This is a genomic window from Pseudorhodoplanes sp. (assembly GCA_032027085.1).
Taxonomy (GTDB): domain Bacteria; phylum Pseudomonadota; class Alphaproteobacteria; order Rhizobiales; family Xanthobacteraceae; genus Pseudorhodoplanes.
On sequence record JAVSMS010000001.1, the window covers coordinates 1,506,948 to 1,530,372 of the forward strand.

Below are 23,425 nucleotides of genomic sequence, written 5' to 3' on the forward strand. Positions count from 1 at the left end.
GCTGGTCACTTCTCCATGGCCGCAAATTCCTCGCGCGCGATGCGAAAGGAATCCACCGCGCAGGGCACGCCGGCATAGATCGCGACTTGCAGGAAGATCTCGGTGATCTCCTGCTTGCTGACGCCGTTGGTCAGTGCGCCGCGGATATGCGCGCGCAGTTCATGCGGACGGTTGAGGATGGAGATCATTGCGAGGTTGAGCATGGATCGCGTCTTGCGCGGCAGGCCCTCGCGGCCCCAGACCGCGCCCCAGCAATATTCGGTGACGAGATCCTGCATCGGCCGGTTGAAATCGTCGGCGGTGTTCAGCGCCTTGTCGACATAGGCGTCGCCCAGCACCGCGCGGCGGATTTCGAGGCCGCGGTCATACATTTTCTTGTCCATGAGCATCTCCTTTGAAGCTGGCTTCCCGTCAGAATTCTGACGGCAGAAACTCCGCCCGCACTTTCTGCGTATGCTCGCCCAGCGCCGGCACCGGGCCGTAGCGGCGCTGATCGCCCGCAAAGACCGGCGCGGCGGCGGGCAGGCTGACGGGCCCGCTGGGCGAACCGAAGGTGACGCGGCGCAGATGCGGATGCCGCGACAGCAATTCGCAATCGTTCACGCGCGCGAAGGCGATGTCGGCCGCCTCGAGCTTTTTCATCAGGGGTTCGACGTCAACCTGCGCGAAGGCGGCGCCAACAGCGCCGTCAGTGTCGGCGCGGTGCTTCACCCGCTGCGGGTTGGTGGCGAATTTTGGGTCCGTGCCGAGCGCGGCATCGCCCAGCACCTTCTCCGCCAAGACTCGCCATTCGCGGTCGTTCTGGATGGAGATGAGAATGTCGGCGCCGTCTTTCGACTTGAATACGCCGTAAGGCGCGATGGCCGCATGCGCGAGGCCGATGCGCCTGAAGGGATGGCCGCCCTCATGCGAGAGCAGCGGCACTGTCATCCATTCCGCCATGGCGTCGAACAGCGAGACGGAAATCTCCGCGCCCTCGCCGGTTCGGCCGCGTGCGATGATCGCTTCAAGAATCGCCTGATAGGCATTCATGCCGGCGCCGATATCGGCCACGGAAAAGCCGACGCGCGCCGGCGCCTCCGGCCCGCCGGTGACGGAGGCAAGCCCCGACTCCGCCTGAATGAGAAGATCGTAAGCCTTGCGCGCGGCATAGGGCCCGCCTTCGCCATAGCCGGAAATCGAACAGCAGATCAGGCGCGGGTATTTCTTGCGCAGCTCGGCGATCGGAAAGCCAAGCCTGGCGATGGCGCCGGGTTTCAAGTTTTGCACGAACACGTCGGCCTTCGCCAGCAGCGCCGCGAGCAACGCCTTGTCTTCTGCTTTCGCGAGATCGACCACGACCGATTCCTTGCCGCGGTTGAGCCAGACGAAATTGGCGCTCTCACCATGCACATAGGCATCGTACTGGCGGGCGAAGTCGCCTTCCGGCCGTTCCAGCTTGATGACGCGCGCGCCGGCATCCGCGAGGCGGCAGGTGCATTGCGGCGCGGCAACGGCCTGTTCGAGGGAGACGACGAGGAGGCCGGAAAGGGGGAGAGGCATTTGGACTTCACATGAAAGGGTTTCGTTCATCTTCGCCGGGCTTGTCCCGGCGATCCCGCTTAGGGGTGTGCCAGCTCAGTATAAAGACCGCGCGATTCGGGGTTTGCTCTTGCAATGAGCCTGGTTTTCCAGGCACGCGGCCAGTGTTGATGTTCTTCTCGCGCCTTCACGGACTTCATAGAATACCAGCCGGTCAATTCGATACCGCTTGGTTGGCCTTCAACGAACCCGCTCTTGTGCTCGTAGACACGTCTCGCCAGATCGTTCGTAACAAAGACGTACAAGGCACCGCCGGGCCGAGACGCGAGAATATAGACGCAGAATGTGACACATGATGATTGTCCCTTATCGTCATGGCCGGGACAAGCCCGGCCATGACGACGGAAAGACGTACGCGTTACGTTAATACGACCTCGGGAGGCCGAGCACGTGTTCGGCGATGTACGACAGGATGAGATTGGTGGAGATCGGCGCCACCTGATAGAGCCGCGTCTCGCGGAACTTGCGCTCCACGTCGTATTCCTCTGCAAAGCCGAAGCCGCCGAAGGTCTGCACGCACATGTCGGCGGCGGCCCAGGAGGCGTCGGCGGCGAGGAGCTTGGCCATGTTCGCCTCCGCGCCGATATCGGCGCCGGCCTCATATTTGCGCGCGGCCTCCTGTACCATCAGTTCGGCGGCGCGCATCTGCGCATAGGCGCGCGCGATCGGAAACTGTACGCCCTGGTTCTGTCCGATGGCACGGCCGAAGACCGTCCGCTCCTTGGCATAGCCGCTCGTCCGCCCGATGAACCACTTCGCGTCGCCGATACATTCGGCCGCGATCAGAATGCGCTCGGCATTCATGCCGGAAAGAATGTAACGGAAACCCCTGCCCTCCTCGCCGACCAGACTGTCGGCGGGAATGCGCATGTTGTCGAAGAAGACTTCCGTGGTGGCATGATTCATCATGGTGCGAATCGGTCGGATGGTCAGGCCCTTGCCGACAACCTCGCGCATGTCGATGAGAAAAACAGAAAGGCCGTCCGTGCGCTTCTTCACCCGTTCGCGCGGCGTGGTGCGGGCGAGCAAGAGCATCAGATCGGAATGCTCGGCGCGCGAGGTCCAGATCTTCTGGCCGTTGACGACATAATGATCGCCGTCGCGAACCGCCGTTGTGCGCAGGCTCAGCGTGTCGGTGCCGGAGGTCGGTTCGGTGACGCCGAAGGCCTGCAGCCGCAATTCGCCCGAGGCGATCTTCGGCAGATAGCTGGACTTCTGCGCATCGCTGCCATGCCGCAGCACCGTGCCCATGGTGTACATCTGCGCGTGACAGGCGGCGCCGTTGCAGCCGGAGGCGTGAATCTCTTCCATGATTGCCGCCGCCGCCCGCATGGTCAGGCCGCTGCCGCCATAATCTTCAGGGATCAGCGCCGCGAGAAATCCGGCTTTCGTCAGCGCCTCGACAAAGGCTTTCGGATAGGCGCGCTCGCGATCGAGATCGCGCCAATAGTCGCCCGGAAAGCCGGCGCAGAGCGCCCGCACCGATTCACGAATCTGGGCGATTTCACCGCCCTGCCCTGCATCGATCGACTCGTTCACTTCACCCCACTTCCGCGCGGCCATTGTCGATCGCGATCATATCGCGCCCAACGACACGCGCCCGTAACTCACAATCCCGCCGTCCCGCCGTATCTCCGTGCGGATGGTCTCGCCGGGATAGACCGGTGCCGAGGACCGCTCCGCCATCGCGGCGATGCGCTCCGGCTCATAGTCGCATATCGTTTTCAGCAGCGCATGTTCCGCGATCCCGAAGCTGGCAAGCCCATGCAGAACCGGCCGGTCAAAGCCGGCGGCGCGTGCGGCACCCGGGATAGCGCAGAGATAGCCATGAACTGGGACCATGAGCCGGCGCTGTGCCCGCCAGCATAAAGCAACGGCCGGCGCCATGGCAGCGCCGGCCGCACAATCAGATCCGCAGACGACGGATTATTTCGCAGTCGCCTTCTCGTAGGGATAGATCACCTCGCCGCTCTTGTATTGCGGCGGATAGATGATCGGCAGCGTATCGAGCTTGCGGAATTCCTCGATGCTGTTGCTCTTGACGTTCTGGAACTGCGCAGCCATCACGCGCTCGACCGCCCATTCGCCGCCCTTGCCGAACTTCACGTCGCCGACGGTGGTCTTGAACGGGTTTTTGCGGATGTAGTCGGCGAGCTTGGCGTCATCGAGCGACTTGGTGGCATTCACCGCATCGCCGAGCACCTGCAGATAGGCATAGGCCCAGACCGGCATATAGTAGCCGAGCGGATCGACGCCTTCCGCCTTGGCGCGCGCCTGATACTTCTTCAGGAGTTCGAGCGAGCCGGGGAATTCCATGGTCTTGTGCGGCAGCCAGGTCTCGAAATTGACCAGGCCGTTCAGGAGCGGTCCAAGCTGCGTCTTGAACACGGTCGCCTGCAGGCCGACCATCGCGCCGCCCCACATTTTCGGCTTGAAGCCGACTTCATGCATCGCCTTGACCATGCCGACCGAGTCGAGCGGGTAGGAGCAGACGACGAACAGATCCGGATTGGCCGCCTGGACGGCGCGCACAATCGGCGTGAAGTCGGTCGTCGCCGGCGGATAGCTTCTATTGTAGACGATCTTGAAGCCCGCCGCCTTGGCGTTTTCAGCCGCGCCTTCGCAGGCATTGCGGCCGAACTCGGCGTCCGCCATCGCGATGGCGATGGTCTGCGGCTTCGGATTCTGCGCCTCGGCGACCTTGAAGAAGCCGCGGGTGAAGGCCGGCTTCGGAGTCGGGCCGTTCGGGATCATGGAGAAGTAGCGATCGTACCTGAACTCGTCGTTGATGCCGGTGCCGAAAAGGCTGATGAACAGCTTTTTCTTCGAAATCGCGACCGGCATTGCCGCGGCGATCTGTGTCGACGCATAACCGCTCACGATAAGATCAACTTTGTCGACGTCGAGCAGCTTGCTGTAGATGGCGGGAACAGCCGCCGGGCTGCTCTGGTCGTCGTAATAGACAAGCTTCACGGGACGCCCGAGCAGTCCGCCTTTGGCGTTGGTGTCCTCTTCCCAGATCTTCATCGCCAGCAGCGACGATTTGCCGTTGGCGGCCAGCGGGCCGGTCAGCGACATACCGAAGCCGATCTTGATCGGCTCGCCCGACGGCGTCTGCGCCGGTGCGGTGCCGCACGCCAGCGCGAGCGCCGCGGCCGAGACCGCGAGGCTGCCGCCCCAGCGTTTCAGTTGCTCAAACATCCGTAGTCCTCCCTTGCGTAGCGGCAGGCATGCGCCTGCCGTAGACGACATCTCTCTATTATACTGCGCTTCGCCAATCCACAAAGCTGTAGGCCTGGGCGACCTTGTCGCAGGATTTCAAAGAATGAAATTTTAACCGAAAACCTGGGCGCTTTCCGCGCCAAAGGGGCTTCAGCCCCAAACCTCCTTCGCCACGTCGACGATCATCCGCAGTTTTGCCCATTGTTCGTCCTCGGTGAGAATGTTGCCCTCCTCGGTCGAGGCGAAACCGCATTGCGGCGAAAGGCAGAGTTGCTCGAGCGGGACGAATTTCGCCGCCGCGTCGATGCGGCGCTTGATCTCGTCCTTGCTTTCCAGCGTCCCGGATTTTGAGGTGACGAGGCCAAGCACCACCGTCTTGCCCTTCGGGACAAAACGCAGCGGCTCGAAACCACCGGCGCGCTCGGTGTCATATTCCATGAAATAACCGTGCACCTTGGTTTCGTTGAAGAGAACCTCCGCCACCGGCTCGTAACCGCCCGAGGCGACAAAAGTTGACTGAAAGTTGCCGCGGCACAGATGCATGGTGATGGTCATATCGTCGGGGATCAGCGACATCGCGGTGTTGAGCATGCCGGCATAGATATGGGGCAGCTTGTCCGGATCGTCGCCGCGCGCCGTCACCTGCGCGCGCAAGGCCGGGTCGCAGAGATAGGTGAAGTTCACTTCATCAAGCTGCAGATACCGGCAGCCGGCGTCGGCAAAGGCCTTCACGGCTTTCGCGTAGCCCTGGCCAAGGTCGCGATAGAAATCGCGCATGTCGGGGTAGATGTTCTCCGGCACCGCATCGCGACCATAGCGGAAATGCAGCGACGAGGGAGACGGAATTGTCATCTTCGCCGTGCGTTTGGTGTGCTCCTTCACGAAGCGGAAGTGATCGAGCATCGGATGGCCGGAAAAGGTGCCGAGCCTGCCGATCACGCGCAGCATCATCGGACGCGGATTCTTGCCCTGGAACTGGATTTTGCGCTCGCCGAGATAGGCTTCGACGCCGTCCATCTTACCGAGGAAATCGTAGTTCCAGAAAGCGCGGCGGAATTCACCGTCGGTGACCGACTGCAGGCCCACGTCCTCCTGCTTGCGGATGACCTTCTCAATCTCGCGGTCTTCGATATCCTTCAGTGCCTCCGCCGAAATCTCGCCTTTCTCGCGCTTCGCGCGCGCCTCCTTCAGAGCCTGCGGGCGCAACAGACTGCCAACATGGTCTGCACGAAATGGCGGCGTTGTACGCGTCATCGTTTCTCACCCTTCTTGTTGGGCGACGCGCCGTGGCCGGCGTTTCAGCCTTGCAATTCCTTGCGCACCATCTTTGCGCCTTCGACCATCGCCTTCATCTTTGCGAAAGCGATGTCGCGCGGCAGATACTTCATCCCGCAATCGGGTGCCACCACGATCCGCTCGGGCGGGACATGCGCAAATGCATTGCGGATACGCTGCGCCACAATCTCAGGCGTCTCGATGGCTTTGTCGGCGAGGTCGATGACGCCGAGAATGATGGTCTTGCTCGGCAAATGGCGCAGCACCGACAGATCGAGCTTCGGCTGCGCCGCCTCGATCGAGACCTGATCGACCTTGCTGCCCTCGAGTTCCGCCAGAAATGAATAGCCGGTGGGCTTGTCATGCACCACGGCGGCGTAGCCGAAGCACAGGTGAATGGCGATGGTGCCGGCGACGCTCTGCAGCGCGCGGTCCAGCGCCTTGAGACCATATTGCCGGGCCTTGTCGGGATGCTGCTGCATCCAGGGTTCGTCGATCTGCACAATATCGGCGCCGGCCGCGAACAGATCCTTGATCTCTTCATTGACGGCGGCGGCATAGTCCATCGCCACCGCTTCCTCGTCCTTGTAGAAATCGTCCTGCGCCTGTTTTCCCATCGTGAATGGGCCGGGAACAGTGGCTTTGATGGGACATTCGGTATTGGCGCGCAGAAGTTGCACGTCGCGCACCTCGACCGGATGCCGGCGGCGAATCTTGCCGGCGACGCGCGGCACCTGAATCGGCTTGCCGCTGCGGTTGAGAACGGTGCCGGGATTGTCGATGTCGATGCCGTCAAGCGCGGTGGCAAAGCGGTTGGAGTAGCTCTCCCGGCGCTGCTCGCCGTCGGAGATGATGTCGAGGCCGGCGCGCTCCTGATCGCGGATTGCAAGCAAGGTCGCGTCGTCGTGCGCCGCTTCCAGTCGCTTTTCATCGACCAGCCACAGATCGGTCATGCGAACGCGCGGCACCTGTTTCGAGAGCCGCTCACGGTCGATCAGCCAATCCGGCTGCGGATAGGAACCGACAAGAGAGGTGGGAAGCAGCATTCAGTTCACTCCACGGGGACGATGCCACGTGCACCGCAAGGCACTTCATGACGACGGCGCCGCGCGGGTTCGCGCGGCGCCGTCTGTTGATCCGATCCGACGCTGATCAGCGCGCCTTCTCGAAGGGATAGATCACATTGCCGGTCTTGAACCTGTCCGGGGTGAGCACGGTTTGCGTGTCCATGCCGCGGAACTGCTCAAGATCGCCGCTCTTGATGCCATGGTACTGGACCTGAAGCATGCCGGATTGGGCCCATTCTCCGTCCTTTCCAAACTTCATGCCGCCCATGATCGTGTTCACGGTGTTGTTGCGCAGGTATTCGGCGATCTTGTTGTCGTCGATGCTTTTCGTCGCCTCAATCGCCTTGCCGAGCAGCTCGATATAAGCGTAACCCCAGGTGCCGAGATAATAGCCGAGCGGATCGACGCCTTCCGCCTTGGCGCGCGACTGGTATTCCTTCAGGAAAGCCTGCGCGTCGGGCGTCAGCATCTGCTTGGACGGCACCCAGGTCTCGTAGTTGATGAAGCCGTTCAGCAGCGGACCAAGCTGCTGCTTGAAGACGGTGGCCTGCAGACCGACCATGGCGCCGCCGATCATCTTCGGCTTGAAACCGACCTCGTTGACCGCGCGCACCATGCCGACCGAGTCGAGCGGGTACGAGCAGATCGTCACGACTTCCGGATTGGCCGCCTGAATGGCGCGGATGATCGGCGTGAAGTCCGTCGTCGACGGCGGGTAGGTCCGGTCATACACGATCTTGAAACCATGCTTCTTGGCGTTCACACGCGCGCCTTCACAGGCGTTGCGGGAGAATTCCTGGTCAGCCGCAACCAGCGCCACCGTCGTCGGCTTTGGCTTCTGCGCCGCAGCCACATCGAAGAAACCTTCCGTAAATGACGGCTTGGTGTTCGGGCCCGACGGGATCATCGCGAAGAACTTCGGATATTTGAACTCCGTGTTCACCGCGAGACCAAACAGGATGATGAAGACTTTCCCCTTCTGCATAATGACGGGCATGGCCGGCGCCGCCATGGCGGTGGCGTAAGGTCCAAGCACCAGATCGACCTTGTCGACATCGAGCAGCTTTGTGTAGATGCCCGGCACCGTCGAAGGCATGCTCTGATCATCGTAGAAAACGAGCTTCACCGGCCGGCCAAGCAGGCCGCCCTTCTTGTTGATCTGTTCCTCCCAGATTTTCATGCCGAGCAAGGCTTGCTTGCCATTGGCGGCAAGCGGACCGGTCAGCGCCATGCTGAAGCCGATCTTGATCGGCTCGCCGGACTGGGCCTGCGCCGCGGTGCCGGCAGAAAAAAGAAGCGACGCCGCTGCCATGGCAAATACCGCCAAAACAGCAAAGCGCCGCACAATGTTGCGGATACCCATCTAATCCTCCCTGAGTAGGCTTTTTATTGATAGGGGGAATTGTTCCCCATCCCCTTCCCCCTATCAAGCCCCAGCTCATGGGCGGAGGCGGGCTATTTGCCCCAGACCTCTTCCGAGAGCTCGACGATTTCCCGCATCTTCGCCCATTGCTGGTCTTCGGTGAGGATGTTGCCCTCTTCGGTCGAGGCAAAGCCGCATTGCGGCGACAGGCAGAACTGCTCGAGCGGGGCGAATTTCGACGCCTCGTCGATGCGTTTCTTGACGTCGTCCTTCTTTTCCAGCGTCCCACTCTTGGAGGTAATCAGCCCAAGAACGACCTGCTTTTCGCCTTTGGGCAGGAACCGGAGCGGCTCGAAACCCCCAGCGCGGTCGGTGTCATATTCCAGGAAATAGCCATCGTAGTTGCACTTGGCGAGCAGCGATTCCGCCACCGGCTCGTAACCGCCCGAGGAAATGAAGGTGGAGCGGAAATTGCCGCGGCAAACGTGGGTGGTGATCGCCATGTCGGCCGGCCGTGCGGCCAGCGCCATGTTGAGCATCTTGACGTATTTTTCCTGCAGGCCGGTCGTGTCGTCGCCACGTTCCTTGGCCTTTTCGATCTCGACCGGCGAGCACAGATAGGCCCAGACCGTATCGTCAAACTGCAGATAGCGGCAGCCGGCGTCATAAAATGCCTTCACAGCCTTGGCGTAGGCCTTGCCGGTATCGTCGAAGAACGAATCCAAATCGGGATAGATGTCCTTGCTGATCGATTTGCGGCCGCCGCGGAAATGCAGAACCGTGGGCGAGGGAATGGTCATCTTCGGCGTGACCTTGGTGTTCGCCTTCAGGAACTTGAAGTGCTCCAGGAACGGATGGTCGAGCGGGAAGTCGACCTTGCCCGTGACATGCAACGTTTGCGCCTTGGTTTCGACGCCTGCGAACTGGATGCCACGATCGCTCTCTACCAAATCGACGCCGGTGAGCAGGCCGAGGAAGTCAAAATGCCACCAGGAGCGGCGATACTCACCGTCGGTGGCGAGCTTCATGCCGACATCTTCCTGTTTCTTGATCAACTTCTTGATCTCTTCGTCCTCGACCGCCTTCAGTTGCGCGGCATCGATTTCGCCCTTCTCGCGCTTGGCACGCGCTTCCTTCAGCGGCGTCGAGCGCAGGAAACTGCCGACCTGATCGGCGCGATAAGGGGGCCTGGTTCTTTGCGTCATCTCGTTCCTCCGTTGTTGTCGAGATCAGTTGAAGGGAAGCGGTCCGTTCAGTAACGGCCGGCGATTGCGGATTTGCGGATCAGCACCGAGCCCGGCACCAGATCGCGCGTTCCCTGATTGCGTAAGGCAAGTTGCAGGTTGCGGTGGGCGAGGCGCGCATGCTCGCGCATCAGCGCCTCCGCGCGTGCGCCTTCGCGTTCCTCGATCGCGCGCACGACGCAGTGATGATGGTCCTGGGCGATGGTGAGGATTTGCCGCGCTTCCGGCAGCATTGCCTGCACCATCACAAAGCCCGATGGTGAGGCGAAGGGCAGATTAAGCGCGCGATCAAGCTGGCGCGCCAGCACCGGGCTGTCGGCGGCATCAACGAGCAGCGCGTGAAACTGTCCGTTCAGGTCGACATATTGCGAGAAGTCGTCGACCGTGAGCGTCGGCCGTCCGACCAATTCGTCCAGGCGCTTTAGCCGGTCCTTCAATTCAACAAGGACGGATGAGCGCACACCGCGCTCGGCCGCGAGCCGCGCGGCGAGGCCTTCGAGTGTGCCGCGCACCTCGATGGCGTCATGGATGTCGTCTTCGGAAAACGCCTTCACCGTGAAACCGCCGGACGGAATCGCCTCAAGCAGGCCTTCTTCCTCCAGGCGCACCAAAGCCATGCGGATCGGCGTGCGTGAAATGCCCAGCCGCTCCACCATCGGCAATTCGGAGATGCGGTCGCCCGGCTTCAGGTCGCCGGACAGGATGAGGTCGCGCAGCGACAGTTGCGCCTTCACCGTCTGCGAAAAGGACCGTTCGTGCTCGGCGGAAGACACCGACATCGCCTGTACCCGTCCTTGGATCGCCTCCCGACAGCCGCGTCTCTGACGGACGCGTTCAGTCTTCAGGAATTCAGCTTGTATACAGGGAAATGGCATCTGACGCAAAGTTCAAATCATTATGCTGCAATTTTGCGATTACGCGGCAAAGTTTCGTGGATTAAGCGAAAGTTCGGTATACAGTCAGACGGCCCGATACCCTGGATCTGCCTGACCGGGACTTGTGGCCATATCCGAAAGGGCGGCAGCTCGCGCAGCCGGTCCGGATCCCCTCATCACTTTCCGCCCACGCACCACGTCATGCGCCGATCAGCCGCGCTGCGATGGGCAACATCCCCGACACACGCCGACAATCCGCATGTTGAACAGAGACCCTCTCCGTCACCAAATTGAACGGCACATTGTCAGGACCATCCGCATCCAGGGAGGTGAGTGACATGGCCTACAAAAATCTCGAGGACGCCCTCAATGCAACCGGCAATCCGGTCAAGATGCTGCGCAATTCGCAGATCGGCGCCTATGTCTATCCCGTGGTCGCGCCGGAATTCACCAACTGGCGCGACGAGCAGCGCGCCTGGCGCGAGGCCTGCGTGCTGTTCGATCAGTCGCACCACATGGTGAATCTGTTCGTGCGCGGACGCGACGCGCTCAAGATGCTCTCGTATCTCGCCACCAACTCCTTCGCCAATTTCACCGTCAATCAGGCGAAACAATTCGCCCCCTGCAGCTATGACGGCTATGTCATCGGCGACGGCATTCTCTTCTATCTCGCCGAGAATGAATTCGTCTATGTCGGCCGCAACCCGGCGGCCAACTGGATCGAATTCCAAGCCAAGACCGGCGGCTACGACGTGCAGACTGACTACGACGACCGTTCGCCGTCGCGCCCCATGGGCAAGCCGGTCATGCGCAAGTTCTACCGCTATCAGATCCAGGGGCCGACCGCGGAGCAGGTGATCAGAAAGCTCAACGGCGGGGCCATGCCCGACATCAAGTTCTTCCGCATGGGCCATATGACCATCGCAGGACGGCAGGTGCGCGCCTTGCGCCATGGCATGGCCGGCGCGCCCGGCCTTGAAGTATGGGGACCTTACGCCGAAGGCGACGACATCCGCGCTGCCATTCTCGAGGCTGGAAAAGATGCCGGCATCGTGCAAGTCGGCGCGCGCGCCTATGCAACCAACACGCTGGAATCGGGCTGGATTCCCTCGCCGGTCCCCGCGGTCTATACCGGCGAAAAAATGAAGGCCTACCGCGAGTGGCTGCCGGGCACGAGTTACGAGGCGAATGCGTCGCTAGGCGGCAGCTTCGTCTCCGACCGGATCGAGGACTATTACACGACGCCTTACGAGCTCGGCTACAACACTTTCACCAAGTTCGACCACGACTTCATCGGCGCCGACGCCTTGAAGGCGATGGAAGGCAGGAACAACCGCAGGAAGGTGACGTTTGCCTGGAACGATGACGATGTGAATCGCGTCAACGCGTCGATGTTCGCGCCGCCCGGCGAGAACTTCAAATTCATCGACCTGCCGCTGTCGAACTATGCGTCGTCATCCTTCGACGCCGTCATGAGCAAGGGCAGGATGGTCGGCGCCTCGATGTTCTCGGGCTACTCGTTCAACGAGCGCAAGATGCTCTCGCTCGGCTTTGTCGAGGCCGACTATGCGAAGCCCGGCACCGAACTCACCCTGGTCTGGGGCGAGGAAGGCGGTGGCACGAAGAAGACCACGGTCGAACGCCACAGGCAGACCGAGATCAAGGTCGTGGTTGGCCCAACGCCCTACGCGAAGGACGTGCGCGAAGGCTACGAAGGCAAGTGGCGGCATCAGGCGGCGTAAGCGCTGCCCGTAGGGCGGATTAGCGAAGCGTAATCCGCCGCGACGGCAAGGCGGGTTACGCCTTCGGCCAAACCCGCCCTATAAATAAGAAGCTTCCGCGAAAGCGGGGACCTGCATTCCAGAGCGGTGGTTGTGGGTCCCCGCGTTCGCGGGGACGACCATTGCTCACACATCAAAAAACACCGTCTCCCTGTCGCCCTGCATGTGGACGTCCCAGCGCCAGACGTTGCCCTGTTTTTTTGCCATCAGGGTGTCGCGCCGCTCGGCCGGCACCAGCGCGAGGATCGGGTCGGTGGCATTGGCGGCCTCGCTGTCAAAATACATCCGCGTATAGACCTGCCGCAGCATGCCGCGGCCGAAGATGCAGACCACGATATGCGGCGCCTGCATCTTGCCGCCCGGTCCCGCAACCTGCCCGGGCTTGACCGTGTCGAAGGAGAACACGCCGTTATTGTCGCAGGCGGAGCGGCCATGCCCCTTGAATGCGGCATTCGAGCGCTCGCGGCTGCCGGGCGCGTTGGCATATCGGCCCTGCCCGTCGGCCTGCCAGATTTCCAGCATGGCGTCGTTGATCGGCTTGCCGTCGCCGTCATAGATCGCGCCTTCGATGTGGATGCGGTCGCCGACGACATCGGGCGTGATCAGATTGTCGCCGACGGTTTCCTTCCAGCTGTACTGGCCGTTGGGATCCCACTTGGCGCGGCCTTTCGGCGTCAGGCCATAGGCGTAGAACGGGCCGACGGTTTGTGACGGTGTGAGCTCAGACATCAGTCCATATCCTCGGGAGTCTTGTCGCGGCCGCGCAGCACAATGTCGAAGCGGAAGCAGAGCGCCCAATCCGGAATCGTGTTTTCAAGATCGAAGGTCGAGATCATCCGCTGCCGATCGCGTTCGTCGGTCACCGAATTGAAGATCGGATCGAACGGAAAGAGGTAGTCGCCCGGGAAATACATCTGGGTGACCAGGCGCGACAGGAACGAATGTCCGAACACCGAGAAGTGGATGTGGTTCGGCCGCCAGGCGTTGTGATGGTTGCCCCACGGATACGCGCCCGGCTTCACGGTGATGAATTTGTAATAGCCGGCCTTGTCGGTGACGGTGCGGCCGGCGCCGGTGAAATTCGGATCGAGCGGCGCCGGGTGCTGGTCGACGAGATGCACATAGCGGCCGCAGGCATTGGCCTGCCAGATTTCGACCAGCGCATCGGGCACCGGCCGCTTGTCTTCGTCCAGCACATGCCCGTGCACGATGATGCGTTCACCGAGCGGCTCGCCCCTGCCCTGCTTGGTGAGGTCGTTGTCGTTTTCCTGAATCGCGTCGTGACCGTAGATCGGCCCGGTCATTTCCGACAGCGTGTGCGGCATCAGGATCAGCGGCTTGGTCGGTGAGCGCTTCGCCGTGCTCTTGTAGGCCGGCGTCAGATGCTTGGGATAAGCGCTGAGGCCCTCCCGCGGATAAACTAGCGACATCGTTTTGGTCCCTCGTCTCTTCTCCGTTCATTCCCACGCAAGCGGGAATCCAGTTTCTTCTTACTGGGTCCCCGCTTTTGTGGGGACGATCGGACATTCATCCAATTCCCTACACCCGCTCCAGCGCGAGCGACGCACCCTGCCCGACGCCGACGCACATCGTCGCAAGCGCCGTCTTACCGCCGCGCGTGTGCAAACCATGCGCGGCCGTCATCGCGATGCGCGCGCCAGACATGCCGAGCGGATGGCCGAGGGCGATGGCGCCGCCATGCGGATTGACGAAATCGGCATCATCCGGCACGCCGAGCTGACGCAGCACAGCGAGGCCCTGCGACGCGAAAGCTTCGTTGAGCTCGATCAGATCGAAATCGGAAATCTTCAGCTTCAGCCGTTCCATCAGCTTGCGCGTGGACGGCACCGGGCCGATGCCCATGATGCGCGGCGGCACGCCGGCCGAGGCGATGCCGAGAATGCGGGCGCGCGGGGTGAGGCCGTGCTTCTTCACCGCCTCTTCGCTCGCCACGATCATTGCCGCCGCACCGTCATTGACACCAGACGCGTTGCCGGCGGTGACGGTGCCGGGATTGCGGAACGGCGTCTTCAGTTTGGCGAGCTGCTCCAGCGTGGTCTCACGCGGATGCTCGTCCCTGTCGACGATCGTCGTCTCGCCCTTCTTGCCGGTAATCTCCACCGGCACGATCTCCTCCGCGAAATAGCCAGCGGCGATCGCCTTGGCGGTCTTCTGCTGCGAGCGCAGCGCGAACGCATCCTGGTCGGCGCGGCTCACCTGGAATTCTTCGGCGACATTCTCGCCGGTCTCCGGCATGGAATCGATGCCGTATTGCGTTTTCATCAGCGGATTGATGAAGCGCCAGCCGATCGTCGTGTCGAAGACCTCGGCGCTGCGCGAAAAGGCTTCCGCCGCCTTGCCCATCACGAAGGGCGCACGCGTCATCGATTCCACGCCGCCGGCAATGGCGAGATCGATCTCGCCGGCGCGGATCGAACGCGCGGCATGCCCGACCGCCTCGAGACCGGAGGCGCAGAGGCGATTGACGGTGATGCCGGGCACCGTATCCGGCAATCCAGCCAGCAACAGCGCCATGCGCGCGACATTGCGGTTGTCCTCGCCGGCCTGGTTGGCGCAGCCATAATAGACCTCGTCGATCTGCGACCAGTCGACCTTGGCATTCCGCTTCATCAGCGCCTTGATCGGAATCGCCGCCAGATCATCGGTGCGCACCTTGGCGAGCGAGCCGCCGTAACGGCCGATCGGGGTACGGGCGGCATCGCAGAGAAATACGTCACGCATTGTTACTTCCTTTGTTGACCCGATCCGGCATCCCGAGGTGCGGTCAAAGCGAGCCTCGAAGGGTGGCGGGCTCTATTCGGGGCCGTCGCCTTTACAGGCTTGCGCTCGTGCAATCACTTCAGGGGACGGATATAGGCCTGTCCGTTCATAAAATATACTCACGCCGCCTCTCCGTGCGCCCGCGCGGTCCGCTCATTCAGCTCGCGCAGAACCTTAAGCTCTTGCTCCGTCGGGGCCGGGGCTTCCGCGACCTTGTCGGCGAATTTCACCGTCCAGCCGGTATTCTCCTGGATCTGCTCGCGCGTGACGCCGGGATGAATCGAGGTGACAGTCATCTCCTTGGTCTTGGGGTCCGGCTCCATGATGCAGAGATCGGTGATCAGCTTGGTCGGACCCTTGGTCTTCACACCCAGACGCTCGCGGTGATCGCCACCCTCGCCATGACCGAGCGATGTCATGAAATCGAGCTTCTCGACAAAGCCGCGCCTGGACTGCGACATGATAATGAAAATCTCGCCGCAGGAGGTCGCGATCTCCGGCGCGCCGCCGCCACCGGGCAGCCGCACCTTCGGCTTGTCATAGGGACCGACCACCGTCGTGTTCAGATTGGCGTATTTGTCGATCTGCGCGCCGCCAAGAAAGCCGACGGTGATGCGGCCGCCCTGCAGCCAGTAGCGGAACATTTCCGGCACCGACACCGTGGTCAGCGCGGTGTCGCACAATTCGCCATCGCCGATTGACAGCGGCAGCACGCTCGGCTTGGTGGCGAGCGTGCCCGACTCATAGATGAGCGTGATGTCCGGCGCGTGCGTCAGGCGCGCGAGGTTTGAAGCCGCCGACGGCGCGCCGATGCCGACAAAGGTGACATCGCTGTTCTTGAGCGCGCGGGCGGCCGCGACCGTCATCATCTCGGCAGGCTTGTAAGTCGTTGTCATCGCGTTACTCCGCCGCAATACGCAGGTTGCGGACATGCTCGGCGAAATCTTCCGGGCGCTTGTTCAGCACGTTCTCCTTCATCCAAGCGAGGAAGGTGTCGCGCTCGCGCGCGATGCCGTCCCATTCCTTATAGAAGGCGTTGAAGCGCTTGTAATAGCCCTGCGCATAGGATGGGAACGCGCCGCCCGGCACCACCGCGATGGAGCCGATCGTCCAGGCCGGAAGAATGACCGTGTTGAGATTGCGTGGGCCGAAATCGTCGACGATTTCTTCCACCGTGACAATCGAGCGTTTGGCGGCGAGCACGGCTTCCTTCTGCACGCCGAGAATGCCTTCCAGCAGCACATTGCCCTCGCGGTCGGCGCGCAAGGCATGAATCACCGCGACGTCGGGACGATGCGAGGGCACGGTGGCCAACACTTCGCCAGTGTAAGGACAGGTGACAGTTTTGATATTCGGATTCACTTTCGGCAGATCGCTGCCGATATAGCCGCGGAACACCGCGAACGGCAGGCCGGAGGCGCCGGACGCATAGGCATTCGCCATCGCCGCGTGCGAATGCTCCTCGATCGCGAGCTGGTTCGGCCATCCCTTCTCGATCGCGTCGCGCACGCGATGCAGTGAGCCGACGCCCGGATTGCCGCCCCAGGAAAAGATCAGCTTGTCCGCACAGCCCATGCCGACCATCTGGTCATAGATAAGATCCGGCGTCATGCGGATCAGCGTCAGATGCTTCTTGCCCTGACGAATGATCTCATGACCGGCCGCGTGCGGAATGAGATGAGTGAAGCCTTCCATCGCCACACTGTCACCATCGCGAATATTGGCTTCGACGGCTTCGGCGAGGGACATGACACGCGACATATCGGGCACTTCCTTTGTGCGTGAACGCACTGCGCTGTTTCGAATTAATTTCAATTTACGGATCGTGTCCGAGAGGGTCAAATGCCAGCGAAGCCGGTCAGAGTCCAATAGTTTGCATCACTGAACTGTTCGGAAACCGAACAATGGAACGCGAGGCAGCAGCGCATATGGCAGCCCTTTCCCAGACTCCGCTTTTCACAATTCGCGCCGACCTTGCCGACATTCTGCAATTCGGCAAGACGCCAGTGGGCGAGCGGCGCGTCATCAATATTTTGGGTGGGCAGGTCGAAGGCCCTCGGCTGCGGGGACAAATTCTGCCCGGCGGCGCCGACTGGCAGATCATGCGCCCCGATGGCGCCGCCGATATCCAAGCGCGCTACACCATCCAGAGCGAGAGCAACGGGCTGGTGCTCGTCTCCAGCGAAGGCCTGCGCCACGGCCCACCGGAGGTGCTGGCGCAACTGGCGCGCGGCGAAAATGTTGATCCCGCGCTTTATTATTTCCGGACCCTGATGCGCTTCGAAACTGCCGATCCCGCGCTCGACTGGATGAATCGCGTGCTGGCGATTGCGCATGGGGCACGGCTGCCCAATGCTGTGAAACTGGATGTATTCGAGGTTTTGTGAACCCGGGCGGCGGGTATTGTTTAGGAGAACAATAGTTGTTAAAGACAACAATTAGAAGCAACCAGAAACTGGCAAGATGACCCGGAAACGCCTGCCGATCGACCTCCCCGCCTCGCTCACGGCCGAACGCCTTGAGAATATTGCGATTCTCCGGCTGTCGCGGCCGCAGAAGCGCAATGCGCTCGATGACATCACCGTCGACGGCATCGAGGTCTTCTGCGAGGAACTGCCGGAGGACATCAGCGCGGTGGTGCTGCATGGCGAAGGCGAGCATTTCTCCGCCGGCCTCGATCTCAGCGAATTGACGGTGCGCAATACCGTCGAGGCCGTGCACCATTCGCGCAACTGGCACCGCATTTTCAGCAAGCTGGAATTCGGCAAGGTGCCCGTCGTCGCGGTGCTGCATGGCGCCGTGGTCGGCGGCGGCCTCGAACTCGCAGCCGCCTGCCACATTCGCGTCGCCGAACGCTCCGCCTATTACGCGCTGCCGGAAGGCAGCCGCGGCATTTATGTCGGCGGCGGCGGCTCGGTGCGCATTCCGCGGCTGATCGGCGCCGCGCGCATGATGGACATGATGCTGACCGGCCGCACTTACGGCGCCGAAGAAGGGCTCAGCATGGGCATCTCGCAATATCTGGTCGATGACGGCGCGGGCCTCACGAAAGGCATCGAACTGGCGCAGCGTATCGCCGTCAATACGCCGCTGACCAATTACGCCATCATGCATGTGCTGCCGCGCATCGCCGATATCGAGCGTGACGGCGGCTATCTGATGGAATCGCTGATGGCCGCGATTGCTGCCGGCAACGAAGACGCGCAGCAGCGCCTGCGAGATTTTCTGGAGAAGCGCGCGCCGAAGGCGCTGCACAAGAAATAATAAGGCGCAAAACGCGCGGAAGCGATTTCAGGGATGGTGCGCAATCGATGACTGAAGCCTCGCGCCAGATTCCACGGCAGAATGCGGCACCCTACCGCAAAGTCCGGCTCGGCCGTCCGGGCGTGGACATCGAGCGACGCGCCGACGGCAGCATTCATATCCGGTCGCAGGAACCGCTCGGCGATTACCCCGTGCGTCTCACCGATCGGCTGCTGCACTGGGCCGAGCGCACACCCGACCGCGTCTTCATGGCCGCGCGCGGTGCAGACGGCGACTGGCGCAAGATCACCTATGCCGAAACGCTGAATTATGCGCGCAGCATCGGCGAAGCGCTGCTCAAGCGCGGGTTGTCGGCGGAACGGCCGGTGGTCATCCTCTCCGGCAACGATCTCGAACATGCGATGCTCGGCCTGGCCTGCATCTATGCCGGCATCGCCTATGCGCCGATCTCGCCGGCCTATTCGCTGGTCTCCACCGATTTCGGCAAGCTGCGTCACATCTTCGATCTGCTGACGCCGGGCTTCGTCTTCGCTTCGGACGGGCAGGTCTTCGGCCGCGCAATAGAGACGGTGGTGCCGGCCGACACCGAAATCGCGGTGACGCGCAATCCGCTGAGCGGCCGCAGGACAACACTGTTCTCTGAACTAGCGGCAACGGCGGCGACATCCGCAATCGAAAATGCGCACAAGGCAGTCGGACCAGACACGATTACCAAGTTCCTGTTCACCTCCGGCTCCACCGGTCAGCCCAAGGCCGTCATCAACACCCAGCGCATGTGGTGTTCGAACCAGAGAATGCTGACGCTGGCGCTGGCTTACTTCCAGGACGAGCCGCCGGTGACGGTGGATTGGGCGCCGTGGCATCACACCGCCGGCGGCAATCATGATGTCGGGCTCGTGCTCTATAACGGCGGCACCTTCTATATCGACGACGGCAAGCCGCTGCCTGGCGCGATCGATGCGACGGTGCGCAATCTGAAGGATGTCGCGCCGACCTGGTATTTCAACGTGCCGAAGGGCTTTGAAGCGCTGCTGCCCTTCCTGCGCAGTGATGCGCAGTTGCGACAAAATTTTTTCAGCCGTCTGAAGGTGATGTGGTTCGCCGGCGCGGCTTTGTCGCAGACGGTCTTCGACGCCGTGCAGGATCTGGCCTTGCAGAGTTGCGGCGAGCGCATCCATTTCCTCACCGGCTTCGGCGCCACCGAGACCGCGCCCGGCGCGCTCGCCCGCACCTGGGCAACCGACAATTCCACCAATATGGGCCTGCCGCTGCCGGGCATTACACTCAAGCTCACGCCGGTTGAGGGCAAGCTGGAGGCGCGGGTGAAAGGACCCAATATCACGCCCGGTTATTGGCGGCAGCCGGAGCTGACGGCGAAGTCGTTCGACGAGGACGGTTTCTACAAGCTCGGCGACGCCTTCAAGTTCGACGACCCGGACAATCCCGCCGAAGGGCTTCTGTTCGACGGGCGTGTGGCCGAAGACTTCAAGCTGGCCACCGGCACCTGGGTCAGCGTCGGACCATTGCGCGCGCAACTTCTTGACGGTTTCGCACCATTCGCGCGCGATCTGGTGATTGCCGGCGCCGACCGTGACGATCTGTCTGTGCTGATCTTTCCCGACGTGGAGGTCTGCCGCAAAGCCACCGGCCTGCCGGCAGACGCATCCGTCGACGATGTGCTGGCGCATGAAACAGTGACCGCAGAGTTCAGGTCCAGATTGCGCGCGCTCGCCGCGCGCAGCACCGGCAGTTCGAACAGGATCTGCCGCGCCATTCTGCTGGCCGAGCCACCCTCGCTCGATGCCGGCGAAATGACCGACAAGGGTTCGATCAACCAGCGCGCGGTGCTGGCGCGCCGCTCGTCGCTGCTCGACGAACTTTATGCCGTTCCCCATTCGCCAAATGTGATCTCGATCGAGTCCGGGAGTTGATAATGGCCGACAAGACGCCGGGAATCGGCGCGACTTTCACCGACGCGTGGCTGCTCGACGGGGCGCGCACGCCCTTCGTCGATTACAACGGCGCGCTCGCAACCGTTTCGCCGATCGATCTCGGCATCAAGGCCGGCCGCGAGGCAGTAAAGCGCGCCGGCGTGAATCCGAGGGACATCGGCACGGTCATTACCGGCAGCATGGCGCAGGCAAGTTTTGACGCCTATATGCTGCCGCGCCATGTCGGACTCTATTGCGGCGCGCCGGTGGAGACGCCTGCGCATCATGTGCAGCGCGTCTGCGGCACCGGGATCGAAGCGATCTCACAGGCGGCAGACGCTGTGTCGCTCGGACGCGCCGACCTGGCGCTGGTCGTCGGCGCCGAATCGATGAGCCGCAACCCGGTCGCTGCCTATACGCATCGCGGCGGCTTTCGTATGGGGCAGGTCGAGTTCAAGGATTTCCTCTGGGAGGCCCTGCTCGACCCCGCGGCGAAAGTGACCATGGGCGACACCGCGGAGAATCTGGCGCAGAAATACCAAATCACGCGCCCGGAGGTTGATGCCTATGCCTCGCGCAGCTTCGACCGCGCGCTGACGGCGCAGAAGGGCGGTTTCTTTGACGACGAGATCGTGCCGGTGATGACGGAGACATTCGCGCGCGACGGCTATGAGCCGCGCGGCATCAGGCTCGACCGCAACACGCCGGAAGTGTCCACCGATACGCATGTGCGGCCGTCGTCCGTCGATCAGCTCGCAAAAATCCGCCCAGCCTTCGGTGGCGTGCAGACCGGCGGCAATTCCTCGGCCATCGTCGATGGCGCCGCGTCAGTGCTGGTGACGAATGCCGACTACGCAAAGAAGAACGGCAAAAGGCCGCTGGCACGCATCCTTGCCGCCGCGGCGGTCGGCGTCCCGCCGGAAATCATGGGCATCGGCCCGGTACCGGCGATCAAGGCGGTGCTGCAGCGCAGCGGTTTGAAACTGTCCGACATCGATCGTTTTGAGATCAACGAGGCCTTCGGTGCGCAGGTGATGGCTTGCGCGCGCGAGCTGGGGCTCGATGAGAGCAAGCTCAACGTCAATGGCGGCGCCATCGCCATCGGTCATCCGCTCGGCGCCACCGGCGTGCGGCTGTCGCTGACGCTCGCGCGCGAGCTGAAGCGCTCCGGCCTGCGCTATGGCATCTCCTCAGCCTGCATTGGCGGTGGACAGGGCATTGCGCTGCTGATTGAAAATCCGGACGCCACACGGAACTGAGATCATGGACATCAAAGGTCACACTGCAATCATCACCGGCGGCGCGTCGGGCCTCGGCGCCGCCACCGCAGAAGCGCTGGCGGCAGCGGGCGCGAAGGTCGCGCTGCTCGATGTCAATGTGCAGGCGGCCGAAGCGCTGGCGAAGAAACTCGGCGGCATCGCCGTGCCATGCGATGTCACCAGCGACACCAGCGCCGAAGCCGCCATCGCCAAGGTGCGCGAACAGTATGGCGCCGGGCGCGTGCTGGTGAATTGCGCGGGCATCGGCCCGCCCAAGCGCATCGTCGGCAGGGACGGCCCGATGCCGCTCGCAGACTACAAGCGCGTCATCGAGATCAACCTGATCGGCACCTTCAACATGATGCGGCTTGCCGCCGCCGACATGTGCAAGCTCGAGCCGCTCGCCGACGGCGAACGCGGCGTCATCGTCTCCACCGCGTCCGTCGCCGCTTTCGAGGGCCAGATCGGGCAAGCCGCCTATGCATCGTCCAAGGGCGGCGTCGCGGCGTTGACCATGCCGGCCTCTCGCGAACTGGCGCAATTCGGTATCCGCGTCATGGCGATCGCGCCGGGCATTTTCGCAACTCCGATGCTGGCGTCGCTGCCACAGGAAGCGCAGGACAGCCTCGGTGCCTCGGTGCCGTTTCCAAAACGTCTGGGCCAGCCCGCGGAATTTGCGGAACTTGTTTCGTTTATTGTGCGAAACGGTTATCTGAACGGCGAAGTCATCCGGCTCGACGGAGCGCTGCGCATGGCGCCCCGTTGATCGCCGTCAAGGGTCCAGGGAATGCTGAAGAATGTCCGTCAATATCTGATCCAATGGGGCGACTGCGACCCGGCCGGCATTGTCTTTTATCCGCGCTATTTCGAGATGTTTGACCATTCGACCACGCTGTTGATCTCGGCGGCGAGCGGACTGACAAAATACCAGTTGCTGAAGGAATATGACGCGGCCGGTTATCCGATGGTCGACACCCGCGCCAAGTTCGCCATCCCGACCCGCTTCGGCGATACCGTGACCATTACGTCTGCTTTCACGACAGTCGGCACGTCGAGCTTCGACGTGCATCATACGATTTCCAAGGACGGCAAGCTCTGCCTGGAAGGCTTTGAGACGCGGGTCTGGGTCGGCAAGGATCCGTCTGATCCCTCGAAGATCAAATCAAAGCCCATCCCTGAGGATCTGGCCGCGCGCTTCCGCGGCAAGTAAGCGGCCGGATCAGGCCGCCGCTTACGACAATTCGGTTGCGATCTTGCGCAGCAGATGGAGGAACCGGGCGCGATCCCGTGGGCCGACGATCGCATCAAGATTTTTATCGTGGCGCTCGGCGCAAATGGAAAGGTCACGCAGCAATTTTTCGCCCGCCGGCGTGAGCGTCAGCCGATAGGTGCGACGGTCTTTCTCGGTGCGAGTGCGCCGCACAATGTTGTGTTTGACAAGCGACCTCAGCGCCGGCGTGAGCGTCGATTTCTCGCTGCCGATGGCACGGCTGAGCGCGGTCTGGCTGATACCGGGATTGCGCCCGATTACTGTCAAGACTGTGAAACGGCCGGGACTGACATCGATCCCGCGCGCTTGCTTGGCAAAGGCCTGGAACGCAGCGTTCTGCGCCAGCCGCAGGAAAAAGCCGATCCGGCCCGACAGCGGCCCGAAATCCACATTGTTCGTCTTCGCTGCGGCCTTCCGCCTAGCGGGCCTGCGTGCAGAACGTTTTGTCATGGTGCGCGCGCGGCCAATTTCCGTTTCCCGCCCAATGAGAGAAAATGGTTTTATATCTAACT

General features: G+C 62.1%; 23 protein-coding genes. 7 read left to right on the forward strand and 16 right to left on the reverse strand.

The window, feature by feature from the left end; genetic code table 11:
* Nucleotides 1-5 precede the first annotated feature (5 nt).
* The 10 genes from RO009_07370 to RO009_07415 form a co-directional block, all read right to left on the reverse strand.
* A complete protein-coding gene (locus RO009_07370; protein ID MDT3684844.1) occupies nucleotides 6-383 on the reverse strand; it encodes a carboxymuconolactone decarboxylase family protein in 378 nt (125 codons plus the stop codon).
* 28 nt (nucleotides 384-411) lie between these two features.
* Nucleotides 412-1,542: a CaiB/BaiF CoA-transferase family protein gene (locus RO009_07375; GenBank protein ID MDT3684845.1), complete on the reverse strand. Its 1,131-nt coding sequence runs from the start codon at nucleotides 1,540-1,542 to the stop codon at nucleotides 412-414.
* Nucleotides 1,543-1,944: 402 nt separating this feature from the next.
* Nucleotides 1,945-3,144, reverse strand: coding sequence for an acyl-CoA dehydrogenase family protein (locus RO009_07380; protein MDT3684846.1), 1,200 nt, complete (start codon nucleotides 3,142-3,144; stop codon nucleotides 1,945-1,947).
* 12 nt (nucleotides 3,145-3,156) lie between these two features.
* Nucleotides 3,157-3,423, reverse strand: coding sequence for a MaoC/PaaZ C-terminal domain-containing protein (locus RO009_07385; protein ID MDT3684847.1), 267 nt, complete (start codon nucleotides 3,421-3,423; stop codon nucleotides 3,157-3,159).
* Nucleotides 3,424-3,507: 84 nt separating this feature from the next.
* Nucleotides 3,508-4,782: an amino acid ABC transporter substrate-binding protein gene (locus tag RO009_07390; GenBank protein MDT3684848.1), complete on the reverse strand. Its 1,275-nt coding sequence runs from the start codon at nucleotides 4,780-4,782 to the stop codon at nucleotides 3,508-3,510.
* A 171-nt stretch (nucleotides 4,783-4,953) separates the two neighbouring features.
* A complete protein-coding gene (locus tag RO009_07395) occupies nucleotides 4,954-6,057 on the reverse strand; it encodes a 5-methyltetrahydropteroyltriglutamate--homocysteine S-methyltransferase (protein MDT3684849.1) in 1,104 nt (367 codons plus the stop codon).
* Nucleotides 6,058-6,101: 44 nt separating this feature from the next.
* Nucleotides 6,102-7,124, reverse strand: a complete 1,023-nt coding sequence (locus RO009_07400; protein ID MDT3684850.1) for a uroporphyrinogen decarboxylase family protein — start codon at nucleotides 7,122-7,124, stop codon at nucleotides 6,102-6,104.
* A gap of 106 nt (nucleotides 7,125-7,230) precedes the next feature.
* Nucleotides 7,231-8,508 (reverse strand): amino acid ABC transporter substrate-binding protein, encoded by a 1,278-nt coding sequence (locus RO009_07405; protein MDT3684851.1) that lies wholly within the window; start codon nucleotides 8,506-8,508, stop codon nucleotides 7,231-7,233.
* 92 nt (nucleotides 8,509-8,600) lie between these two features.
* Nucleotides 8,601-9,713, reverse strand: coding sequence for a cobalamin-independent methionine synthase II family protein (locus RO009_07410; GenBank protein MDT3684852.1), 1,113 nt, complete (start codon nucleotides 9,711-9,713; stop codon nucleotides 8,601-8,603).
* 47 nt (nucleotides 9,714-9,760) lie between these two features.
* Nucleotides 9,761-10,525, reverse strand: coding sequence for a GntR family transcriptional regulator (locus RO009_07415; GenBank protein MDT3684853.1), 765 nt, complete (start codon nucleotides 10,523-10,525; stop codon nucleotides 9,761-9,763).
* Nucleotides 10,526-10,965: 440 nt separating this feature from the next.
* Between RO009_07415 and RO009_07420 the strand changes: the two genes are divergently transcribed.
* A complete protein-coding gene (locus RO009_07420; GenBank protein MDT3684854.1) occupies nucleotides 10,966-12,369 on the forward strand; it encodes an aminomethyl transferase family protein in 1,404 nt (467 codons plus the stop codon).
* Nucleotides 12,370-12,534: 165 nt separating this feature from the next.
* On the opposite strand, the gene pcaG is transcribed toward RO009_07420, so the two are convergent.
* The 5 genes from pcaG to RO009_07445 all read right to left on the reverse strand — a co-directional run bounded on the left by pcaG (nucleotide 12,535) and on the right by RO009_07445 (nucleotide 16,950).
* A complete protein-coding gene (gene pcaG / locus RO009_07425; protein MDT3684855.1) occupies nucleotides 12,535-13,137 on the reverse strand; it encodes a protocatechuate 3,4-dioxygenase subunit alpha in 603 nt (200 codons plus the stop codon).
* Nucleotides 13,137-13,838, reverse strand: a complete 702-nt coding sequence (gene pcaH / locus RO009_07430) for a protocatechuate 3,4-dioxygenase subunit beta (GenBank protein MDT3684856.1) — start codon at nucleotides 13,836-13,838, stop codon at nucleotides 13,137-13,139. The genes pcaG and pcaH overlap by 1 nt, the downstream gene beginning before the upstream one ends.
* 109 nt (nucleotides 13,839-13,947) lie before the next feature.
* On the reverse strand, nucleotides 13,948-15,150 hold the full coding sequence (pcaF, locus tag RO009_07435; protein ID MDT3684857.1) for a 3-oxoadipyl-CoA thiolase: 1,203 nt from the start codon (nucleotides 15,148-15,150) through the stop codon (nucleotides 13,948-13,950).
* A 158-nt stretch (nucleotides 15,151-15,308) separates the two neighbouring features.
* Nucleotides 15,309-16,085: a CoA-transferase subunit beta gene (locus tag RO009_07440; GenBank protein MDT3684858.1), complete on the reverse strand. Its 777-nt coding sequence runs from the start codon at nucleotides 16,083-16,085 to the stop codon at nucleotides 15,309-15,311.
* Between the two features lie 4 nt (nucleotides 16,086-16,089).
* Nucleotides 16,090-16,950, reverse strand: a complete 861-nt coding sequence (locus RO009_07445) for a CoA-transferase (protein ID MDT3684859.1) — start codon at nucleotides 16,948-16,950, stop codon at nucleotides 16,090-16,092.
* 167 nt (nucleotides 16,951-17,117) lie between these two features.
* Between RO009_07445 and RO009_07450 the strand changes: the two genes are divergently transcribed.
* The 6 genes from RO009_07450 to RO009_07475 all read left to right on the forward strand — a co-directional run bounded on the left by RO009_07450 (nucleotide 17,118) and on the right by RO009_07475 (nucleotide 22,853).
* Nucleotides 17,118-17,576 carry a DUF3237 domain-containing protein gene (locus RO009_07450; protein MDT3684860.1) on the forward strand — a complete coding sequence of 153 codons (459 nt, stop codon included), beginning with the start codon at nucleotides 17,118-17,120 and terminating at the stop codon, nucleotides 17,574-17,576.
* Between the two features lie 76 nt (nucleotides 17,577-17,652).
* Nucleotides 17,653-18,453: a crotonase/enoyl-CoA hydratase family protein gene (locus tag RO009_07455; GenBank protein ID MDT3684861.1), complete on the forward strand. Its 801-nt coding sequence runs from the start codon at nucleotides 17,653-17,655 to the stop codon at nucleotides 18,451-18,453.
* A 47-nt stretch (nucleotides 18,454-18,500) separates the two neighbouring features.
* On the forward strand, nucleotides 18,501-20,384 hold the full coding sequence (locus RO009_07460) for a feruloyl-CoA synthase (GenBank protein ID MDT3684862.1): 1,884 nt from the start codon (nucleotides 18,501-18,503) through the stop codon (nucleotides 20,382-20,384).
* 2 nt (nucleotides 20,385-20,386) lie between these two features.
* Nucleotides 20,387-21,643 (forward strand): thiolase family protein, encoded by a 1,257-nt coding sequence (locus RO009_07465; GenBank protein ID MDT3684863.1) that lies wholly within the window; start codon nucleotides 20,387-20,389, stop codon nucleotides 21,641-21,643.
* Nucleotides 21,644-21,647: 4 nt separating this feature from the next.
* The gene (locus tag RO009_07470) at nucleotides 21,648-22,409 is read left to right on the forward strand and encodes an SDR family NAD(P)-dependent oxidoreductase (GenBank protein MDT3684864.1); all 762 of its coding nucleotides are present in this window, start codon (nucleotides 21,648-21,650) and stop codon (nucleotides 22,407-22,409) included.
* A 21-nt stretch (nucleotides 22,410-22,430) separates the two neighbouring features.
* A complete protein-coding gene (locus tag RO009_07475) occupies nucleotides 22,431-22,853 on the forward strand; it encodes an acyl-CoA thioesterase (protein ID MDT3684865.1) in 423 nt (140 codons plus the stop codon).
* A 21-nt stretch (nucleotides 22,854-22,874) separates the two neighbouring features.
* Here RO009_07475 and RO009_07480 read toward each other — a convergent pair whose 3' ends face one another.
* Complete coding sequence (locus tag RO009_07480) at nucleotides 22,875-23,363, reverse strand: MarR family transcriptional regulator (protein MDT3684866.1); 489 nt, start codon at nucleotides 23,361-23,363, stop codon at nucleotides 22,875-22,877.
* Between the last annotated feature and the right edge of the window lie 62 nt (nucleotides 23,364-23,425).